Raw genomic sequence first — 17,123 nt, forward strand, 5'->3', positions numbered from 1 at the left:
AGAGCACAAAAAAGTCGCCTTTTCTAGTAAAATGTAAATGTCATAAGTTTCCTTCTATGATAATGTTGAATGGTTTTGTCTTACGGTTGCATTATTTTAATAGTTGTTCCAACGATGAGCATATGCCTATAAGCAGTACATACAGAATATGGGGCAAGCACTTGGTATTTCAGATCTGGAGAGGAATATACCAGAATTAGTACAGAGTACTGCCGTTTACCCAGAATGCGCTTCGGCCTTCTGTCTGTTTCAAGTGTTACGCTAAAGCTATTTTGAAATTAAAGGAGTTTCAGGACTAGAAATGAAGATAGCATATCTGGTTGGGACAAACGCATATTTGAAGTTGAGGAGGCTGAATGGCTCATATAGACAATCTGATTTGCTAAAAGTAGTTAAAGATGAAGGTAAAGAAAGTACTATGATGAATTAACCGAAGCTTATCGTAGGCATTGGGAAAAGCAGCCCTAAATTGGTACTGTAAGCGGATGGGGCGATACTATTCATCTGTCGGTGCGACACACTGGGAACAGTTTATGATTTAGTGTGAGTCACCGCTCGTCATGGACAAGGCCAACCCCCAGTATTGGAAACGTTTTTAACGATATACCGTATTTATGACGTTTCCTACAATCCGGGTACGGCGTTAAAAGGTGTGGCCGCTCATTATTGCCATAAGTATGTAGGAAAAGAGGATGCGAAATTCAAGAAGGCGGCGACTACTATAAAATGTTGTTTGGTACGAAGGATCAAGCGGCACTTATTCACTGTCACAATGCTTTTCCTACTTCAGCTACAGTAGGAATCGCTCTTCGAGTAGATGTCATGACACCTCATTATCATGGATATAACGAGAATACATCAACTCTTCAGGCGTCTCGAGGCGATTTTTTTTGGAAATTTGGACCGAGAAGGGTTAAAGTTAGGGTTCTGTTTGGGTAATACATTTATGAGGGAAACAATTTTGGCAGGTTAAACGCTAACTATTATTAAAAGGAAGATGATGACGAGTGATCAAAAACGAATTAACTGTCTAAATTTACTTCTCACATGGGTGTCTAATATGTACTTAAGAACTGTCTCTAGCGGAGCTTCTGATGTTCTTCAGGCTAGTAGTTATAGATGTACAGATATTATGGGATATTCCCAAGGATAGAAATAAACAAGTTGAGGCAGTATAGAACATTTTTCGTTATAGACTGCCATTTTTTATGTTCGTTTTTTCCAATTTATGCTTAAAATAGTCCATTTCTTTTGTCTGGTTATATTAAAAGACTAGGAAAAAATAATCAATCTACCGCCTATTAAGTCTTATTTATGGGAAAAGGACTTGATTTTTTTCTGCAATCTTCATAAAGTAAGTAGCGGACGACTGCTACAAGACTATCTAATCTACTAGTCAAAACTATCAGAATAGGAAGGAGAGAAGGATACGGATTGAGCAGATTCGGGTTTTCGGCGATGCGTCCTAATCTTACATCTAGCATGGAAGGATGATTTACATCATGAAAAGGCTAGTAAATATTTTATTAGGGTTATCGTTGTTTTTTGGACTTATCGTTACGGTTGAAGTGGATCGAGCCTATGCAATAAAGGCTCAGTTTTCGGGAATTACGGCTCCAATCGGGGTTAATGTCCGTTCCGGTCCAAGCACATCATCACCAGTATTGTTCGTCGTTGCCGGCAATACTTCTATCCAGTTTAGAGGCTGGGAGACAGGCGAAACGCTGAGGGATTACTGGACGGGAAAAGATGATAACCGCTGGTTTTATTATGTTTACAACGGCAAGAAGTACTATCTGGCTTCGGCGTTTGTGTATGGAAATCCTCCGGCTAACGAGCCTAGCGCACCTTATCCGTCAGATTTAGCCGCAAAAGTCATAAAAGTGCCTAGTGGGTCTTATGATGTGGCGGAAGCGAATAAAATAAATGCAAATATTAAAAAATTCGGCGATAACATTTTGCAACGTATGTACAACAACGGGGTGGAGGTTCATATGGTTAATGGTCCGATTACAGATCATCCATCGATGCGCCATCTTAGAGGTGTAACACCTCGCGGATGGGAAGGAACAGGAAAGACGTGGGATGATATACCAGGTGCCGGTGGCAATCCGGTCGTAGTCCGAATCGGGTACAGTGAAACAGGAATGGGGCACGGTTCTGTAAATTTGGAGCTTCACGAGACTGCGCATGCCATTGATACGTATATTTTTAACGATTACAGTAGCACGTCTGAATTCAGATATGCGTTTTACTACGAAGCTAATCAATTGTTTGGTAACGACGGATACAACAGCTATTATCCTGAGGAATATTTTGCAGAAAGCTCTGCCATGTACTTTCTTAATTCGACCACAAGAGCACGTTTACAGCAGTATGCACCTTATACGTATAATTGCATCCAACGTGTTTATGGCATATAAGAGTCGCTTATCTGTTTGGCTGAAGGATAGCGTACCGGTTATAACTTTTTGGCAAATAGGATGAATAGCGTACAACTTTTCAAATTAGGAAGGTGGAGTAAGATCGGCGCAGGCATGCAGCGCCACTACTGGGGTAAGAGTTTCCTGTGAGATGATATTGATAAACAGGTAAAGATAGGAACACACAAGGAGGAAGAATAGTGATAGAATCACGATTTTGGAATAGAGTACGGATAAAAGTATCGACTTTGTTTGCTTTTTTGGGATTTATGTTAATTGGATTGGTCGGGTCAATGATCGTTGCAGATAGTGCTTCGGCGCATGGTTATATCGAATCTCCAGCCAGTCGCGCTGTCTTGTGCAAGCAGGGACTGAACAAAAATTGCGGACCGGTGCAGTATGAGCCGCAGAGTGTAGAAGGAAAGGGATCTTTCCCGCAAGACGGCCCGGCTGACGGCCAAATCGCCAGTGGCGGTGTCTTTGCTAATTTGAACGAGCAATCGACTGACCTTTGGCATAAGGTGACGATGAAAGGTGGAAAGAATACGATTAAGTGGTATTTGACCGCTCCCCATGCTACATCCGAGTGGAAATATTACATAACGAAAAAAGATTGGGATCCAAACAAACCGCTAAGCCGCGCTGTTCTTGAACCAATCCACTCGATTAATGACGGCGGCAAGAGACCACCGAACAACATAATACATGAAGTCATCTTGCCGAAGGATCGTAGCGGTTATCATCTGATCCTTGGCGTATGGGAAATCGCGGATACAGGCAACGCATTCTATCAAGTGATTGACGTAAATCTAGTGAATGACGATACAGGTATCGAAGAGCCGACTACAGGCAATAATCCTACGGTCCCGGGCGTCCCGGCTTGGGAAGCAGGCAAAGTATACTACAAGGGTGACCGTGTGCAATACAATGGCTTAGAGTACGAAGCGTTGTATTGGACGCAAAACAACAAACCTGACTCATCGGACGCGTGGAAGTTGGTTAGCAATGTGATTTTGGAATGGAATCGATTCAACGCTTATATAGGTGGAGACAAAGTCAAGCATAACGGCATTGTCTACGAGGCTCGTTGGTGGACGAGAGGTGAAGAGCCTGGGCGCGCTGGCGTATGGAAAGTTGTACAATAAAGGATATTGCAGGGCCTGTTCCAAGCTGATGCTTGGGACAGGATCTGTTGTTAGATCGTCTCGTCAACAAAAGAGGGCGTAAGGGCATGGGAAAGGTTCACACTTCATGCAGCTCTGGAGCCCATAGTTGTGATCCTAGATTGCGCGGTCGCTCACATGTTATAGTCAATTCGGTAGTGAGTTGTAAAAAGTACAGTAATATCAGGTGTTTTAAACATTTTCCTTTTCAAATGGTTTATGTTTTGCAGCATTTATATCACAAGTAGACCTCATCTTCCAGGTGCGGAGCTCTTCCTAGCGGTTAACGACCAACTGTTGAGGTAAAAAAATGTTCGTATACGATGTGGTGATATGCCATAGCAAATGAAGCAGCGGCATGCATGCTGTTATGTACATTCCTAAAATAACGCTTTTTCAGCCAGAAAACAAAAAACAACAAGCTCATCCTAGAAACGCCCCTTTTAAAACTGAAAAGGAGTAGGAAAATCAAATGGTGAGAAAGCTCCCGTAAATACTTAATAGACTCTTAAATTAAAGCTAACTTTAATATTTGATAGTTTTGTGGTAAACTTCACCTTAAAGATGCTCCTTTATTTGGAATTTTAGTTTTAGCAACTCAATTATAACAAGGGCTGAAGTCCTTTTTGTTTAGTTACTAGATTTTACTTTCGTAATTCAGGATTATAGATAAAACAAAAAAATATAACGAAATGGACTGTGTTTGACCTAACTAGAATTCTATAAAAGACTCTCTGTTTTATTGGGGTTTCAAGTCTTCTTTAACTGTCATCTCCTCCATGCATTTTAAATATCTAGGTTTATTTATAATAGATTTAAATGCCAGTTAAAAAAAGTTGTCTGAAGTTTCCACTAACAATTCCTCATGAAATGAAAAACCACAAGGAAAGGATTTACTTTGATGTCTGTCTTAAACAACCTGAAAATTATATATGTATAAAAAAACATAATTTGTCTGACAATTCCATCATTTTAAATGATGTTTAAATATAATTACAAATTAAATGGAGGAGAACCAAATGACAAAACGATTGTTCATCTTGTTTCTTTTAGGATTGTTTGTCGCATCCATTCCATCTTATGTAATTGCCCAATCAGAAGGTTTGGCTGAGCCAAAATTGGTTAGCAAAGAAAAAGAGCACTTGATAATGGGGAAGGGAGGGAATGGAAATAATGAAACACCCGGTGAATGGTTTGTAGGGGAATCGCCGGCTGATCCACAACCAAATGCTCCGGTTTTATTGTTTGTCCCTGGTTTAAATGGTGTTGCACAAACTTTTTGGGAAGAAAATGGCTTGTATTCAGCAGCAAATGAAGCGGGGTATGAAACTGCTTTTATTCAGCTTTATGATGCAGGTGGGGCCTCGGCGGATATGTGGGATAATGGAAAATTACTTGCCGAAAAAATTAAAGAGATATCGGCGTATTTTAATGGTAAGCCGATTACAGTCATAGCCTACAGTAAGGGGGGAGTAGATACACAAGCAGCGGTTACGTATTATGGAGCATGGCGATATGTTGACAATATAATTACATTATCTAGTCCTCACTATGGGTCAGAATTAGCGGATTTAGCAAATAGTAACTGGGCTGGCTGGTTAGCGAAACTATTAGGTTTGCGAGGGGAAGGTACATCGGCAGTAGAAACAGGTTATATGGAATATTTTCGCTCAATCACTGATGACAAACCGTATGCGTACGTAAATGATTTTTACACAGTTGGCGGAAAAGATTGGGGAAATATATTTTCTGCAACTTGGTTTGGCGGCGTTTATTTATCCAGTTATGGTGAAAATGATGGAGTAGTTACAGCAGTAAGTACCCGTTTGCCGAAGGGTCAAGAAATCGGGATCGGTGATTGGAATCACGTCTCCATTCGCAGTAATATTATCTTTCCTGTGATTGAAAATTATATTTCAGCAGATATGAAGAATAGAAATCAGAGTAAATCTAACTTGATGCACACGAATGTCCCTGATGCTGACCGGTATATTCATGGAAATAAATTAACCAAGGGTAAGCAAGCGAAACAAGTTTTTCCAATTGAAACGGATGTAGATAAGATGACATTACAATTATACACAGGATACCAACTAACTGACGTACAGCTTGTAGATCCTAAGGGCAATGCTTATTCAGCAAATCAAGTTGCGACAATGGAAGAAACGGGCGTTTTTGATGGTGTAACAGCCTATAATATTGAAGTAGATGACCCTCCACAAGGGGATTGGTCGATACAAATGCAAAGTCCTGAAGAAAATGCTTATTTGCTCCATGTTCAGTTTAGCAAAGCAAATGACAAGAAAATTATTTCACATGTCAATCAAGATAAAAATATCTCTGGAAAATACCAACTAAAGGCGGATAAATCTTATGTTAAAGAAGATAGTATTGAAGCTGTTTATACGGTAATTGAATCAGGAAAGAAGAATAATGTTTCGACATGGAAAACGAAGGGAACTATTAATTTATCAGAAGAACTCTCGCATTTAAAAAAGAATCGTGCTTATAATATTACGATTGACATTAAAGGTGAAACAGCTTCAGGATCACCATTCAAACGTACGATTATCGATTCTGTTTACTTGTCTGATTAAGGCGGAAGTATAAAAGATCTTCTAATGCTTACAATGCAAGCTGTAATGAATAATAGTAGAAATATATAATCATTACAGCTTGCGATTCTTTTTTAGCGGCAATTTCAAGGACTGTATTTTTAGAGATAACAACGGTAACTGATAAACATGAAATGATTAATTATTATGAAAAGGACATTTTCCAACAGTTCATTCACAATGAAAAGCTGTTATGTTCTCTAAGTCGTGTCACCAGTTTTTTTGTTAAGCAAGTATTTTTGTAAATACACAAAAATAGAGTTTAAATACGATAATCTGTACCAAACAGACTAGTGAAAATGAACTTTAAGGAATGCTAACTTAAGAGGTACAAGTACATAAATTCAAGCTAATAAAAACCTAAGAAAAAAGGGAATAATAGTTAGAAGAAAGAAAAAGGCAGCCTTGAATATAATAGGTGACTCGCAGTTAAAACTAGGAAACTTCTAAAAACTTCAGCGCAAACGTTGAGCGGGTTTTCTCCATCCTTATGCTTGACAAATGTTAATAATTGCAAGCTGTTCCGAATAAGCTAGTATAAGAATTATCAGGAGATGGGGGAGCGCGATGAACAAACGAGTCATTCTATTATTTGGAATTATTATGGTTAGTATTTTAGTGATATTGGCTTATCTTATAGTAAAATCATCTCCTGAAAATCAAGCAGAAGAAGCTTGCGAAGAATTTTTTACATATGAACAGCAAGGGGCTTTTTCGAAATCATGGGAAATGCTCCATCCCATTATGAAAGATAAATTTGCGAAAGATACCTATATACAAGATCGCTCAGAAGCAATTATGAACTATTTTGGTGTATTGTACTTTACCTATAGCTTTGGTGAGGTGGAAAAAATAAAGGATTGGGCTCCAACAACGGATGCCGAGCCGATACCAACTGTGTACCGAATTACAGTATCACAACATTTTAATGGGAAATATGGAAATATTACAATCGTTCAAGATGTATATATGACGGAGGTAGAAGGAGAATGGTCGGTTTTATGGGATTATAAAAATGTCGGTGAAAGCAGTCACGAGAGTGAGTAAAAAAATGGGGAGCGGTGGAAATTCAGGGCTATTTTTTGTCTAGTTTCTTCATTAATGTAAACGTTTCCTTTTCGCTATAGAAAATTATAAAACTTTAGGCTTTATCCCGCATGTAAATGCCGTAAGACTCCTGCTTCAAAATCTTGAGTTGATACAATGGGTCAAAGTGGGAGAAAACGGCACCTAAATGCCCGATTGGTTCAAGGGCCTTTAGGTCATACCCTTGTGGTACTAACATTCCGTGTAAAACGCATTCCACGGAATGAAGTTTCACTTTATTGTATAAAAAAACGATAGCTTTTAAAGATTGGGCGATAAGCCAAGTTTTTCTAACCTAAAAACGTACATTTACTCCTTTTCTACGTGTCAAAATGCCTTCCGAATTATATTTACGATACCTGATAAAGTCAGATATTCATATTGCCTCTTTGTGATTAAACATTCACTCTAAAGAAAGACTAAGCTCGTTTGCATGAACAATTGGAACAGTAGAAAAAATTTAGCCTATTCCTAAATCCTTTCGTGCATTTGTATCTATATTTAAATGTTCAATCTTCTTTACATGATACCAAAGCTGTTAACGAACATATCTGCCTCAACTGTAGAATCTCTATAAGAGTTTCCAGGATCATATAGAGTTGTTTCACTGAATTTTCTAGTTTTTCTAATAAATTATCATGAAATCAGATAAAGGGTAATAAATCATCGGTTTTAAATGCTTATTTATACTATCCGTGCTTGAAGAAAGTCTGGAATCATTTTCCCCTAGCTAAAATAACCGCTTTCATTGTTCCCCTTGTATTGAAGATTTATCCCGCATGTAAGATGTCGTATTTTTCTCATTTCAAAATGTGCTATTAATGTTACGACATGATGAGAAAAACGGCATCTAAATACCCGATTCGTTCAACTAACATTCCGTGTAAAAAACATTCCACGGAATGAAGTTTCACTTTATTCCAATGTTACTTGAAAACTATAATATTATTCGTCTGTATTAAAGTATAGTCTTACATTTTTGTTGCAAATATGTTGCAAGACGCATTTTAATATAATCATGCTTACTAGACTATTAATTTTAAATAAAATGATATTAATTAGGAAAAAAGTAAGATAATACAAAAATACTATTTGACAGAAAATAAAATAAGTAATACTATAGTAACAATAATTTAATATACAATACTTCTTATTAAGAGAGGTGGAGGGAATTGGCCCAAAGAAACCTCGGCAACGGGAATGATACTATTCCTGTGCCAAGTCCAACAAGCATTTTATGCTTGATAAATAAGAGGAGACCCCAATGAAATGGTATCTCTTCTTGAAAATATACAAGGGGGGGTATTTTGTTTTTATATGACAAGTAAAGCTAAACATTTAGCACCGAACTAGACTATAAAACTAGAATGGGTTTTTATACTTTAGTCTTTTAATTATTTTGGGATTTAAATGCCAATGAATGACTGCAAATGGCTTATAGCTTTAATTTTCAGACAATTAACGCAAATGAGTTAGATTTTTTAAGAATGTAGCTTTTTTTAAAAAGCAGCATATGATATACTATTCCATTTTTAGATTATTTTAAAAATTTAGGTTTGGTCTGTTTGTTTTAAAGTTGACAGTTATTTTTATAATTATATAGGTCGAAAAATTCCGAAATAATAAAGAATATGGTTAATGCTACTAATTTAAAAAGGAGGGATCAACATGGGCAATAATTTATTAGAAATCAAAAATTTAAAAACTTCTTTCAGAATTAAAGATCATTATTATGCTGCAGTGGACGATGTCTCTTTATTAGTAAATAAAAATGAGACGATGGCGATTGTAGGTGAGTCTGGTTCTGGAAAAAGTGCTTTAGCATTCTCGATAATGAGATTACATAATCGAGCAAAGATAGAAGGAAATATTTACTTCCATGGCCAAGATATTGTTCATTTACCAAATGCAAAATTAAATAAGCTCCGAGGTAATGACATGGCTATGATTTTTCAAGATCCTTTAACAGCATTAAATCCATTGATGACTGTTGGGGAACAAATAGGTGAAGCATTATTACTCCACAATAAGGAACTAACGAAGCAAGAGCGCCAAGATCAGGTTATTAACTTACTAAAACAAGTTGGTATACCTAGACCAACGTATACATGTGAACAATACCCCCATCAATTATCAGGTGGAATGCGACAGCGGGTTATGATTGCAATTGCTATCTCAAATAAACCAAAATTACTAATTGCTGATGAACCTACAACAGCTTTAGACGTAACCATTCAAGCTCAAATATTACGTTTAATCAATGATTTAAAAGACAAGATGAACACAGGTATCATTTTAATAACCCATGATTTAGGGGTTGTGGCAGAGATGGCAGATCGTGTAGCAGTAATGTATGCAGGGCAAGTTGTTGAAGTAGCAAATGTACAAACACTGTTTAAAAACCCTCTACATCCATATACTAGATCGTTGTTAAACTCCATACCAAATACAGATCAAGTAAACGATAAGCTTCATGTTATTCAAGGAATTGTACCTTCCTTGCAAAATCTACCGCGTGAAGGGTGTCGGTTTGCTGCACGAATTCCGTGGGTAGAGAGAACAGCTCACGAATCGGACCCGAAATTGCGTGAAGTCGCTCCTGATCATTTTGTTCGCTGTACGTGTTATCAACACTTTTACTTCCCAGAGGAACAAAATAAGGAGGTGTTTGGTAATGGCACTTTTAGAAGTTAAAGATTTAAAAGTCCATTTTCCAATTCGAGGAGGAGTCTTAAATCGGAAAATTGACGAGATCAAGGCTGTAGACGGAGTTTCATTTTCTATTGAACAAGGAAAAACATATGGTCTTGTAGGTGAATCAGGATCAGGTAAAACAACAACAGGACGTGCGATTATTGGATTAAATCATGTCACGAGCGGAAATATACGATTTTCTGGTGTTGATTTAACGAACTTAAGATCAAACCGAAGGGATATTCGGAAAGAAATTCAGATGATCTTTCAAGATCCTTACTCTTCCTTAAATCCCAAAAAAAGAGTATTCGATATTGTTGCAGAACCGCTACGCAACTTTGAAAGATTATCAAAAGTGGAAGAAAGAAAACGAGTACAAGAATTGCTGGAACATGTTGGCTTAAGCCCAGAAAGCATTTTTAAATATCCACACCAATTTTCAGGTGGACAACGGCAACGAATTGGAATTGCCCGAGCGATTGCATTAAAGCCAAAATTAATTATAGCAGATGAGCCAGTATCTGCTCTGGATGTATCGGTTCAAGCTCAAGTTCTAAATTTTCTAAAGGATATTCAAAAGGATTTAAATTTAACGTATCTTTTCATTAGTCATGACCTAGGTATTGTAAAACATATGTGTGATGAAATAGGCATCATGTACAAAGGACGTTATGTAGAAGAGGGTTCTAGGGATGACATTTTTTATAATCCTCAACATATTTATACAAAACGTCTCATTGCGGCGATTCCGGATATCGATCCTTTTAAGCGACAAAAACTACAGAAATGGCGAGATGAAGTAGAAAAAGAATATAAGAAACATTATGATGATTATTTTGATCATGAAGGCTTGGCTTACGGTTTACGGAGTATATCCAATACTCATTTAGTAGCTTTGCCGCAGAAAGGTTGATAACATGTGGAAATTTACTGTTAGACGACTATTGATTACGATGCCGCAAATCATTTTGTTAAGTGTATTAGTTTTTATTATGGCACAAATGATGCCTGGAGATGCATTATCAGGTTTAATCGATCCGAATATCGATCCAGCTGCTATGGAAGAGCAACGGGAAAAATTGGGACTTAATGATCCTTGGTATGAGCAATATGCTGATTGGTTTACTTCAGCCTTGCAAGGAGATTTAGGGCAATCTTTTCGCTTTAAAATGCCGGTTGAAAAATTAATTGGAGAGCGACTTGTTAATACCTTTTGGCTTTCTTTAGTAACGTTAATTTTCACTTATATTATAGCTATTCCTCTTGGTATTATAAGCGGTCGTTATAATGATACTTTACGTGATCAATTAATCTCCGGATATACGTATATTGGGTTTGCAACACCGTTATTTATTTTTGCACTTGTCATGCTGTGGCTATTTGGGTATACACTTGGCTGGTTTCCTACAGGCGGAAGCGTTGAGCCAGGGTTAGAGCCCGGGTCATTTGCTTATATCATGAGCAAGTTTAATCATCTATTATTGCCTGCAATTTCTATGGCATTAATTACGACTGTAAATACAGTACAGTATTTGCGAAGTGAAATTATTGACACGAAACAAAAAGACTTTATCATCACAGCCCGAGCTAAAGGTGCTTCGGAGTCACGAGTTTATAACAAGCATATTTTGCGAAACTCTTTACTGCCAATAGCCGCATATTTTGGCTTTGAAATTACTGGCTTAATTGGTGGAACTGTTTTTATTGAGACGATTTATAGTTATCCCGGAATGGGATTATTATTTATGGAATCTGTCTTACAACGCGATTATAGTGTCGTAACATCTGTTGTCTTATTATTCGGAATTGCTTCTATTTTAGGTGCGCTTTTATCAGATATTATTTTAAGTTTAGTGGATCCTAGGATACGAATTAAGTAAATTTATTTGGTTATCTAACATGGAGGTGATATGGTTTGGAACATACAAACATCAACATTATTCATACAGATACAGAAAAAGCCCCTTCGATGATAAGCATTATTTGGCGAGAAATTGTCCGGGATAAAATTGCACTTCTTTCATTATTATTTCTTGTGATCATTACAGCATTTGTCTATGGTATTTCTTTATTTTTAAACCAAGAGGAAATTGTTAAAGTTGATTTATTTGCCATTAACCAACCTCCGTCTTCTGAATTTTGGCTGGGAACCGATTATGGTGGACGGGATATCTTTGGACAGCTCATTATCGGAACACGCAACTCTTTATCAATTGGTATATTAGTAACATTGATGACAGGGAGTATTGGTGTTGTTTATGGATTGGTTTCTGGTTATTATGGTGGAACCATCGACAATATAATGATGCGAATTGTTGATTTCTTCTTAATCTTACCCTTTTTAATGATTGTTATTGTATTTGTAGCAATTGTGCCCAAGTATAGCATATGGTCATTTTCTTTAATTATGACAGCTTTTTTATGGATGGGAATAGCTCGTTTAATTCGTTCAAAGGCATTGCAAGAAAGAGAGTTGGACTATGCCCAAGCTTCCAAAACATTAGGTACACCAGATTGGAAGATTATGTTTACGCAAGTACTACCAAACTTAAGTTCAATTATCATAGTAACGATGACGTTAAACTTAGCTGCTAATATTGGTCTGGAATCCGGGCTTTCCTTTTTAGGTTTTGGATTTCCTGAATCAACTCCAAGTCTCGGGACATTGTTAGGATATGCGCGAAATCCACAAACGTTAGAGTTAAGATGGTGGATTTGGTTGCCGGCTGCGGTAATGGTTTTCCTATTGATGTTGGCTGTTCGAAATGTTGGAGAGGCTTTAAAACGTGCAACGGATGCCCGACAACGTAGAGGCTGATAAAAAACACGTAATTTTTTAAGCTACTTACATCATAGGATGATGTTAAGTATAGATGACGTCAACATGACGTGAATTAAAAAAGGAGGTTTATTTTATGAAAAAAAGAAATTGGCGTTTCATGCTATATGCATGTATGCTAGGATTATTGCTTGCTCTAGTAGCATGTAACAGCGATGATAAAAGCAAGTCAGACAAATCTGGCGATAAGAAGTCAGAAAAAAACGGTGAACAAGTATTTTCGATTGAGGATTTTAATGTAGAGAAGAAAAATGAAGGTGAAGCGATAGACGGAGGTCATTTTAAATACGGTCTCGTTACAGATACGGCTTTTGAGGGATTATTAAACTTTAATTTTTACTCAGGTGAACATGATGATGAAATTATCAAATGGTTTGATGAGTCGTTATTAGCTGCTGATAAAAATCATAATTTAACACAAGATGGAGCTGCAACATTTGAAATAGACGACAGTGGGAAAGTGTTTACTTTTAAGATTCGGGATAATGTGAATTGGCATGATGGAAAACCGGTAACTGCCGAAGATTGGGCCTTTGCCCATGAAGTTATTGCAGATCCCGATTATACGGGTGTTCGCTATGGTGAAGATTTTACCATTATTGAAGGAATGGAAGAGTATCATAGTGGCAAAGCGGATTCTATTTCAGGGATTGAAGTGATCAATGACAAAACATTGAAAATAACGTATAAACAAGCATCACCGTCTTTATTAAGTGGAGGTATTTGGTCTTATGCTTTACCGAAACATATTTTTAAGGATATTCCGGTAGCAAAAATGACTGAATCACCAGAAGTACGGGAAAAGCCAATTGGCTTTGGTCCGTTTAAAGTAGAGAGTATTACTCCGGGAGAAGCTGTCGTGCTTACGAAAAACGAAGATTACTGGCAGGGAGAACCGAAATTAGATAAGGTGACGGTTAAAGTAGTAAATCCAAAAACGGTTGTCCAAGCGTTGAAAACGGGAGAAGTGGACACAGTTGATAAATTTCCAGTTGATCAATATCCGGATAACGCCAATATGTCAAATGTTGAGTTTTTAGGAAATATTGACATGGCTTATTCCTATATTGGCTTTAAATTAGGAACATGGGATAAAAAGAAGAAAGAAGTCAAGCCTGACCCGAATAAGAAAATGGCAGATGTGAATTTGCGTAAGGCGATGTGGCATGCGATTGACAACGAAGCTGTGGGAAAACAGTTTTATAATGGTTTACGCTGGAATGCTACTACCTTAATTCCACCGTCACATCCGAACTTCCATGATCAAGAAAACCCGGGACTAGCATATGATCCGGAAAAAGCAAAGAAAATTTTGGATGAGGCAGGCTATAAGGATGTAAATAACGATGGTATGCGAGAAAATCCGGATGGGGAAGAACTAGTGATTAACTTCGCTTCGATGTCCGGTGGGGATACTGCTGAACCAGTTGCTAATTATTATATTCAGGCTTGGAAAGAAGTAGGGCTAAATGTACAATTGCTGGACGGTCGCTTGCATGAATTTAACTCCTTTTATGATCGAATCGGCAATACTGGAGAAGATGATCCGAAGATTGATGTTTATATGGCGGCATGGGGCGTAGCAACAGATGTGAATCCTGCTGGTTTATACGGTCGCGATGCATTATTTAACTATACGCGTTATGCAAGTGAAGAAAATGATAAGTTGTTAGCTGAAGGTGCATCCGAAAAAGCGATGGATCAAAAGTATCGTCAGAAAGTGTATAAAGAATGGCAGCAATTAATGGTAGATGAAGTTCCAGTTATTCCAACCCATTATCGCGCTGTCGTCGTACCTGTTAATAATCGTGTTTTAAATTATACAATAGAGTATTATGGATTAAAGCGGCATGAAATTGCTGTAACCAAAGAAGAACCAATGAAAGCAGAATAACATATATTTAGGCAGTCTGTTTGTAATATTCGACAGACTGCCTATTTTTATTGCTCAGGAAACTTTCCGTTTGTCCGCTGCTATTCGAGCCCTTCTAGCTTTTGTTCTTCTGGAATATGGCCCCAATCCATGAAAGGCATACTGCTGACATTTTCCGCATAAACTGTTTTGTAAGCTAGTTTTTATGCTTCCAGGGAGGGTGACAGATTTTGTGTGGAATTACGGGATATATGGATTGGCAGAACGATGTGCGAAGAAATAGACAGATGCTTGTAAATATGACAGAAACATTAGCCCATCGTGGCCCAGATGAAACAAATACGTGGATGAATCAACATGTCGCTTTTGGTCATAAGCGTCTGTCTGTTATTGATATGGAGGGTGGAAAACAGCCAATGCAGCGTATTAAGGATGGATTCACCTATACCCTCATATATAATGGCGAGCTGTATAATACAGAAGAACTTCGCAATGAATTGAGAAATAAAGGTTATTCCTTTACGACGACTTCTGATACGGAAGTGTTACTTACTGCTTATTTGGAGTGGAAAGAATCATGTGTTGACTATTTGAATGGGATTTATGCTTTTGCTATTTGGGATGGGCAAAAAGCCCAGTTATTTTTAGCCAGGGATCGGTTAGGGGTCAAGCCATTATTTTATCAAGAAAAATCAGGTCAATTTATTTTTGGTTCGGAGTTAAAAGCTGTACTTGCTCATCAAGCTGTAAAGGCTGAGATAGATTCCACCGGTTTGGCAGAGGTTTTCGGCTTGGGTCCATCAAGAACACCGGGACACGGTCTCTTTAAAAATATGCAAGAATTGCGGGCAGGTCATGCACTTACGTTTTCCAAAAATGGTTTAAAAACGTGGCGATATTGGAATGTCAAAAGCTGTAAGCATACGGATTCGGAACAGGAAACGGTACAAACGGTAAGGGAGTTGTTTATCGATGCCGTACAGCGACAACTGGTAGCAGACGTACCAGTTTCTACGTTTTTATCAGGGGGACTGGATTCCAGTGCGATTACAGCAATTGCTGCTAATTATTTACAAGCTAAACGCAGAGGTGTGTTAACCACATTTTCTGTTGATTATGAAGGTAATGAACAATATTTTAAAGTGAGTAAATTTCAGCCTTCTATGGATCAACCTTTTATTCAGTTGATGGCTAAGGAATTTACTACAAAACATTATAATGAAGTGATTACCGGAGAAGAACTTGCCGAGCATTTAAAAGAGTCGGTAACATTACGAGATCAGCCAGGAATGGCAGATATCGATTCATCGCTGCTCTGGTTTTGCAAACAAATTAAAAAGCATGCGACCGTAAGTCTTTCTGGAGAGTGTGCCGATGAAATATTTGGAGGCTATCCATGGTTTCATGATCCGTCAACTGCAGCAGGAACAGGATTTCCGTGGATTCGGTCATTAGAATCACGGATAGACTTACTCCATGAAAAATGGAGTAAAAAGTTAAAGTTGAAGGAATATGTTTATCAGCGGTATAAAGAAACGTTAGGCGAAACGCCGCGCTTAGAAGGGGAATCTGATATTGATGCACGACGAAGAGAGCTATTCTATTTAAATATGAATTGGTTTATGGCACAGTTACTTGACCGTAAAGATCGGATGAGTATGGGTGCCAGTTTAGAAGTAAGAGTTCCTTATGCAGATCATCGATTAGTTGAGTACGTATGGAATATTCCATGGGAAATGAAAATGATGGGTGGGCAGGAAAAAGGAATTTTGCGAAAAGCGATGGAGGGTATTTTACCAGATGATGTTTTATATCGTAAAAAAAGCCCTTTTCCTAAAACATTTCAACCAGAATATACGAATGCAGTAAAAGCTTGGATGCATGAGATTATCAATGATAAAGATGCGCGCTTATTTGAGTTTTTAAAGAAAGACAAGGTAGAAGCGATTTTAGAAAGTGAAGGCAAAGAGTTTAAGGACCCTTGGTATGGACAGTTAATGAAAGGACCACAATTAATTGCCCACCTGTGTCAAATTGATTATTGGTTACGCATCTATGATATTAATATAGTAGACTGATAGAGAGATACAAATTAGGGAAAAAAGTTGAAGCCGTTTTTGAGAAGATTCAATGCCAACAATTTATCCCACATCTAACTGAAAGTCAAATGTCCGATTGGTTTAAAGGCCTTTAGGTCATACCATTAAGGAACTAACCATCAGTAGAGGATAAGAGAAATCTCCCACTGATGGAAGTTTTATTTTATGTAGCTTAATACTTGAATAGCAATAAATGAAGACAATGAAAGATTTTACTAGATTTTTTAGAGAGCTTTTTGAGCTTTACACAAGCTTTTTTAGAGTTCTGAATAAATGTTATATGGATGTTTTACCAGATAAACAATATGATATGAAAATCAGTTATCCTGTA

General features: G+C 37.6%; 10 protein-coding genes and 1 riboswitch. All 10 genes read left to right on the forward strand.

The genetic code is table 11. The annotated features are described in order from the left end of the window. Positions 1-1,502 precede the first annotated feature (1,502 nt). On the forward strand, positions 1,503-2,423 hold the full coding sequence (locus BN1066_RS20835) for an anthrax toxin lethal factor-related metalloendopeptidase (protein WP_143695819.1): 921 nt from the start codon (positions 1,503-1,505) through the stop codon (positions 2,421-2,423). A 200-nt stretch (positions 2,424-2,623) separates the two neighbouring features. Beyond that, positions 2,624-3,568, forward strand: a complete 945-nt coding sequence (locus BN1066_RS12875; RefSeq protein WP_425445278.1) for a lytic polysaccharide monooxygenase — start codon at positions 2,624-2,626, stop codon at positions 3,566-3,568. 1,037 nt (positions 3,569-4,605) lie between these two features. Then, on the forward strand, positions 4,606-6,183 hold the full coding sequence (locus tag BN1066_RS12880; protein ID WP_077319884.1) for an esterase/lipase family protein: 1,578 nt from the start codon (positions 4,606-4,608) through the stop codon (positions 6,181-6,183). A gap of 585 nt (positions 6,184-6,768) precedes the next feature. Continuing rightward, entirely contained in the window at positions 6,769-7,248 is a 480-nt protein-coding gene (locus tag BN1066_RS12885; RefSeq protein WP_077319885.1) for a hypothetical protein, read from the forward strand. A gap of 1,186 nt (positions 7,249-8,434) precedes the next feature. Beyond that, positions 8,435-8,542: riboswitch (SAM riboswitch) on the forward strand. Between the two features lie 413 nt (positions 8,543-8,955). Next, positions 8,956-9,981 (forward strand): ABC transporter ATP-binding protein, encoded by a 1,026-nt coding sequence (locus BN1066_RS12890; protein WP_077319886.1) that lies wholly within the window; start codon positions 8,956-8,958, stop codon positions 9,979-9,981. Further along, the gene (locus BN1066_RS12895; protein WP_077319887.1) at positions 9,962-10,894 is read left to right on the forward strand and encodes an ABC transporter ATP-binding protein; all 933 of its coding nucleotides are present in this window, start codon (positions 9,962-9,964) and stop codon (positions 10,892-10,894) included. Before BN1066_RS12890 ends, BN1066_RS12895 begins: the two co-directional genes overlap by 20 nt. A gap of 4 nt (positions 10,895-10,898) precedes the next feature. Beyond that, positions 10,899-11,861: an oligopeptide ABC transporter permease gene (gene opp4B / locus BN1066_RS12900; RefSeq protein WP_077319888.1), complete on the forward strand. Its 963-nt coding sequence runs from the start codon at positions 10,899-10,901 to the stop codon at positions 11,859-11,861. Between the two features lie 89 nt (positions 11,862-11,950). After that, positions 11,951-12,799 (forward strand): ABC transporter permease, encoded by an 849-nt coding sequence (locus tag BN1066_RS12905; RefSeq protein WP_077321474.1) that lies wholly within the window; start codon positions 11,951-11,953, stop codon positions 12,797-12,799. Between the two features lie 97 nt (positions 12,800-12,896). Then, positions 12,897-14,714 (forward strand): oligopeptide ABC transporter substrate-binding protein, encoded by a 1,818-nt coding sequence (opp4A, locus tag BN1066_RS12910; RefSeq protein ID WP_077319889.1) that lies wholly within the window; start codon positions 12,897-12,899, stop codon positions 14,712-14,714. A 209-nt stretch (positions 14,715-14,923) separates the two neighbouring features. Then, complete coding sequence (gene asnB / locus BN1066_RS12915) at positions 14,924-16,771, forward strand: asparagine synthase (glutamine-hydrolyzing) (protein ID WP_077319890.1); 1,848 nt, start codon at positions 14,924-14,926, stop codon at positions 16,769-16,771. The last annotated feature ends 352 nt before the right edge of the window (positions 16,772-17,123 follow it).

The sequence above is a fragment of the Virgibacillus proomii genome (genome assembly GCF_900162615.1).
Lineage (GTDB): Bacteria > Bacillota > Bacilli > Bacillales > Amphibacillaceae > Virgibacillus > Virgibacillus proomii.

Excerpts from the sequence above, each read along its gene's own strand:
- BN1066_RS12880 (WP_077319884.1), top strand. The coding sequence starts at position 4,606 with ATGACAAAACGATTGTTCATCTTGTTTCTTTTAGGATTGTTTGTCGCA.
- BN1066_RS12895 (WP_077319887.1), top strand. The coding sequence starts at position 9,962 with ATGGCACTTTTAGAAGTTAAAGATTTAAAAGTCCATTTTCCAATTCGA.
- opp4B (WP_077319888.1), top strand. The coding sequence starts at position 10,899 with ATGTGGAAATTTACTGTTAGACGACTATTGATTACGATGCCGCAAATC.
- BN1066_RS20835 (WP_143695819.1), top strand. The coding sequence starts at position 1,503 with ATGAAAAGGCTAGTAAATATTTTATTAGGGTTATCGTTGTTTTTTGGA.
- BN1066_RS12905 (WP_077321474.1), top strand. The coding sequence starts at position 11,951 with ATGATAAGCATTATTTGGCGAGAAATTGTCCGGGATAAAATTGCACTT.
- opp4A (WP_077319889.1), top strand. The coding sequence starts at position 12,897 with ATGAAAAAAAGAAATTGGCGTTTCATGCTATATGCATGTATGCTAGGA.
- BN1066_RS12885 (WP_077319885.1), top strand. The coding sequence starts at position 6,769 with ATGAACAAACGAGTCATTCTATTATTTGGAATTATTATGGTTAGTATT.
- BN1066_RS12890 (WP_077319886.1), top strand. The coding sequence starts at position 8,956 with ATGGGCAATAATTTATTAGAAATCAAAAATTTAAAAACTTCTTTCAGA.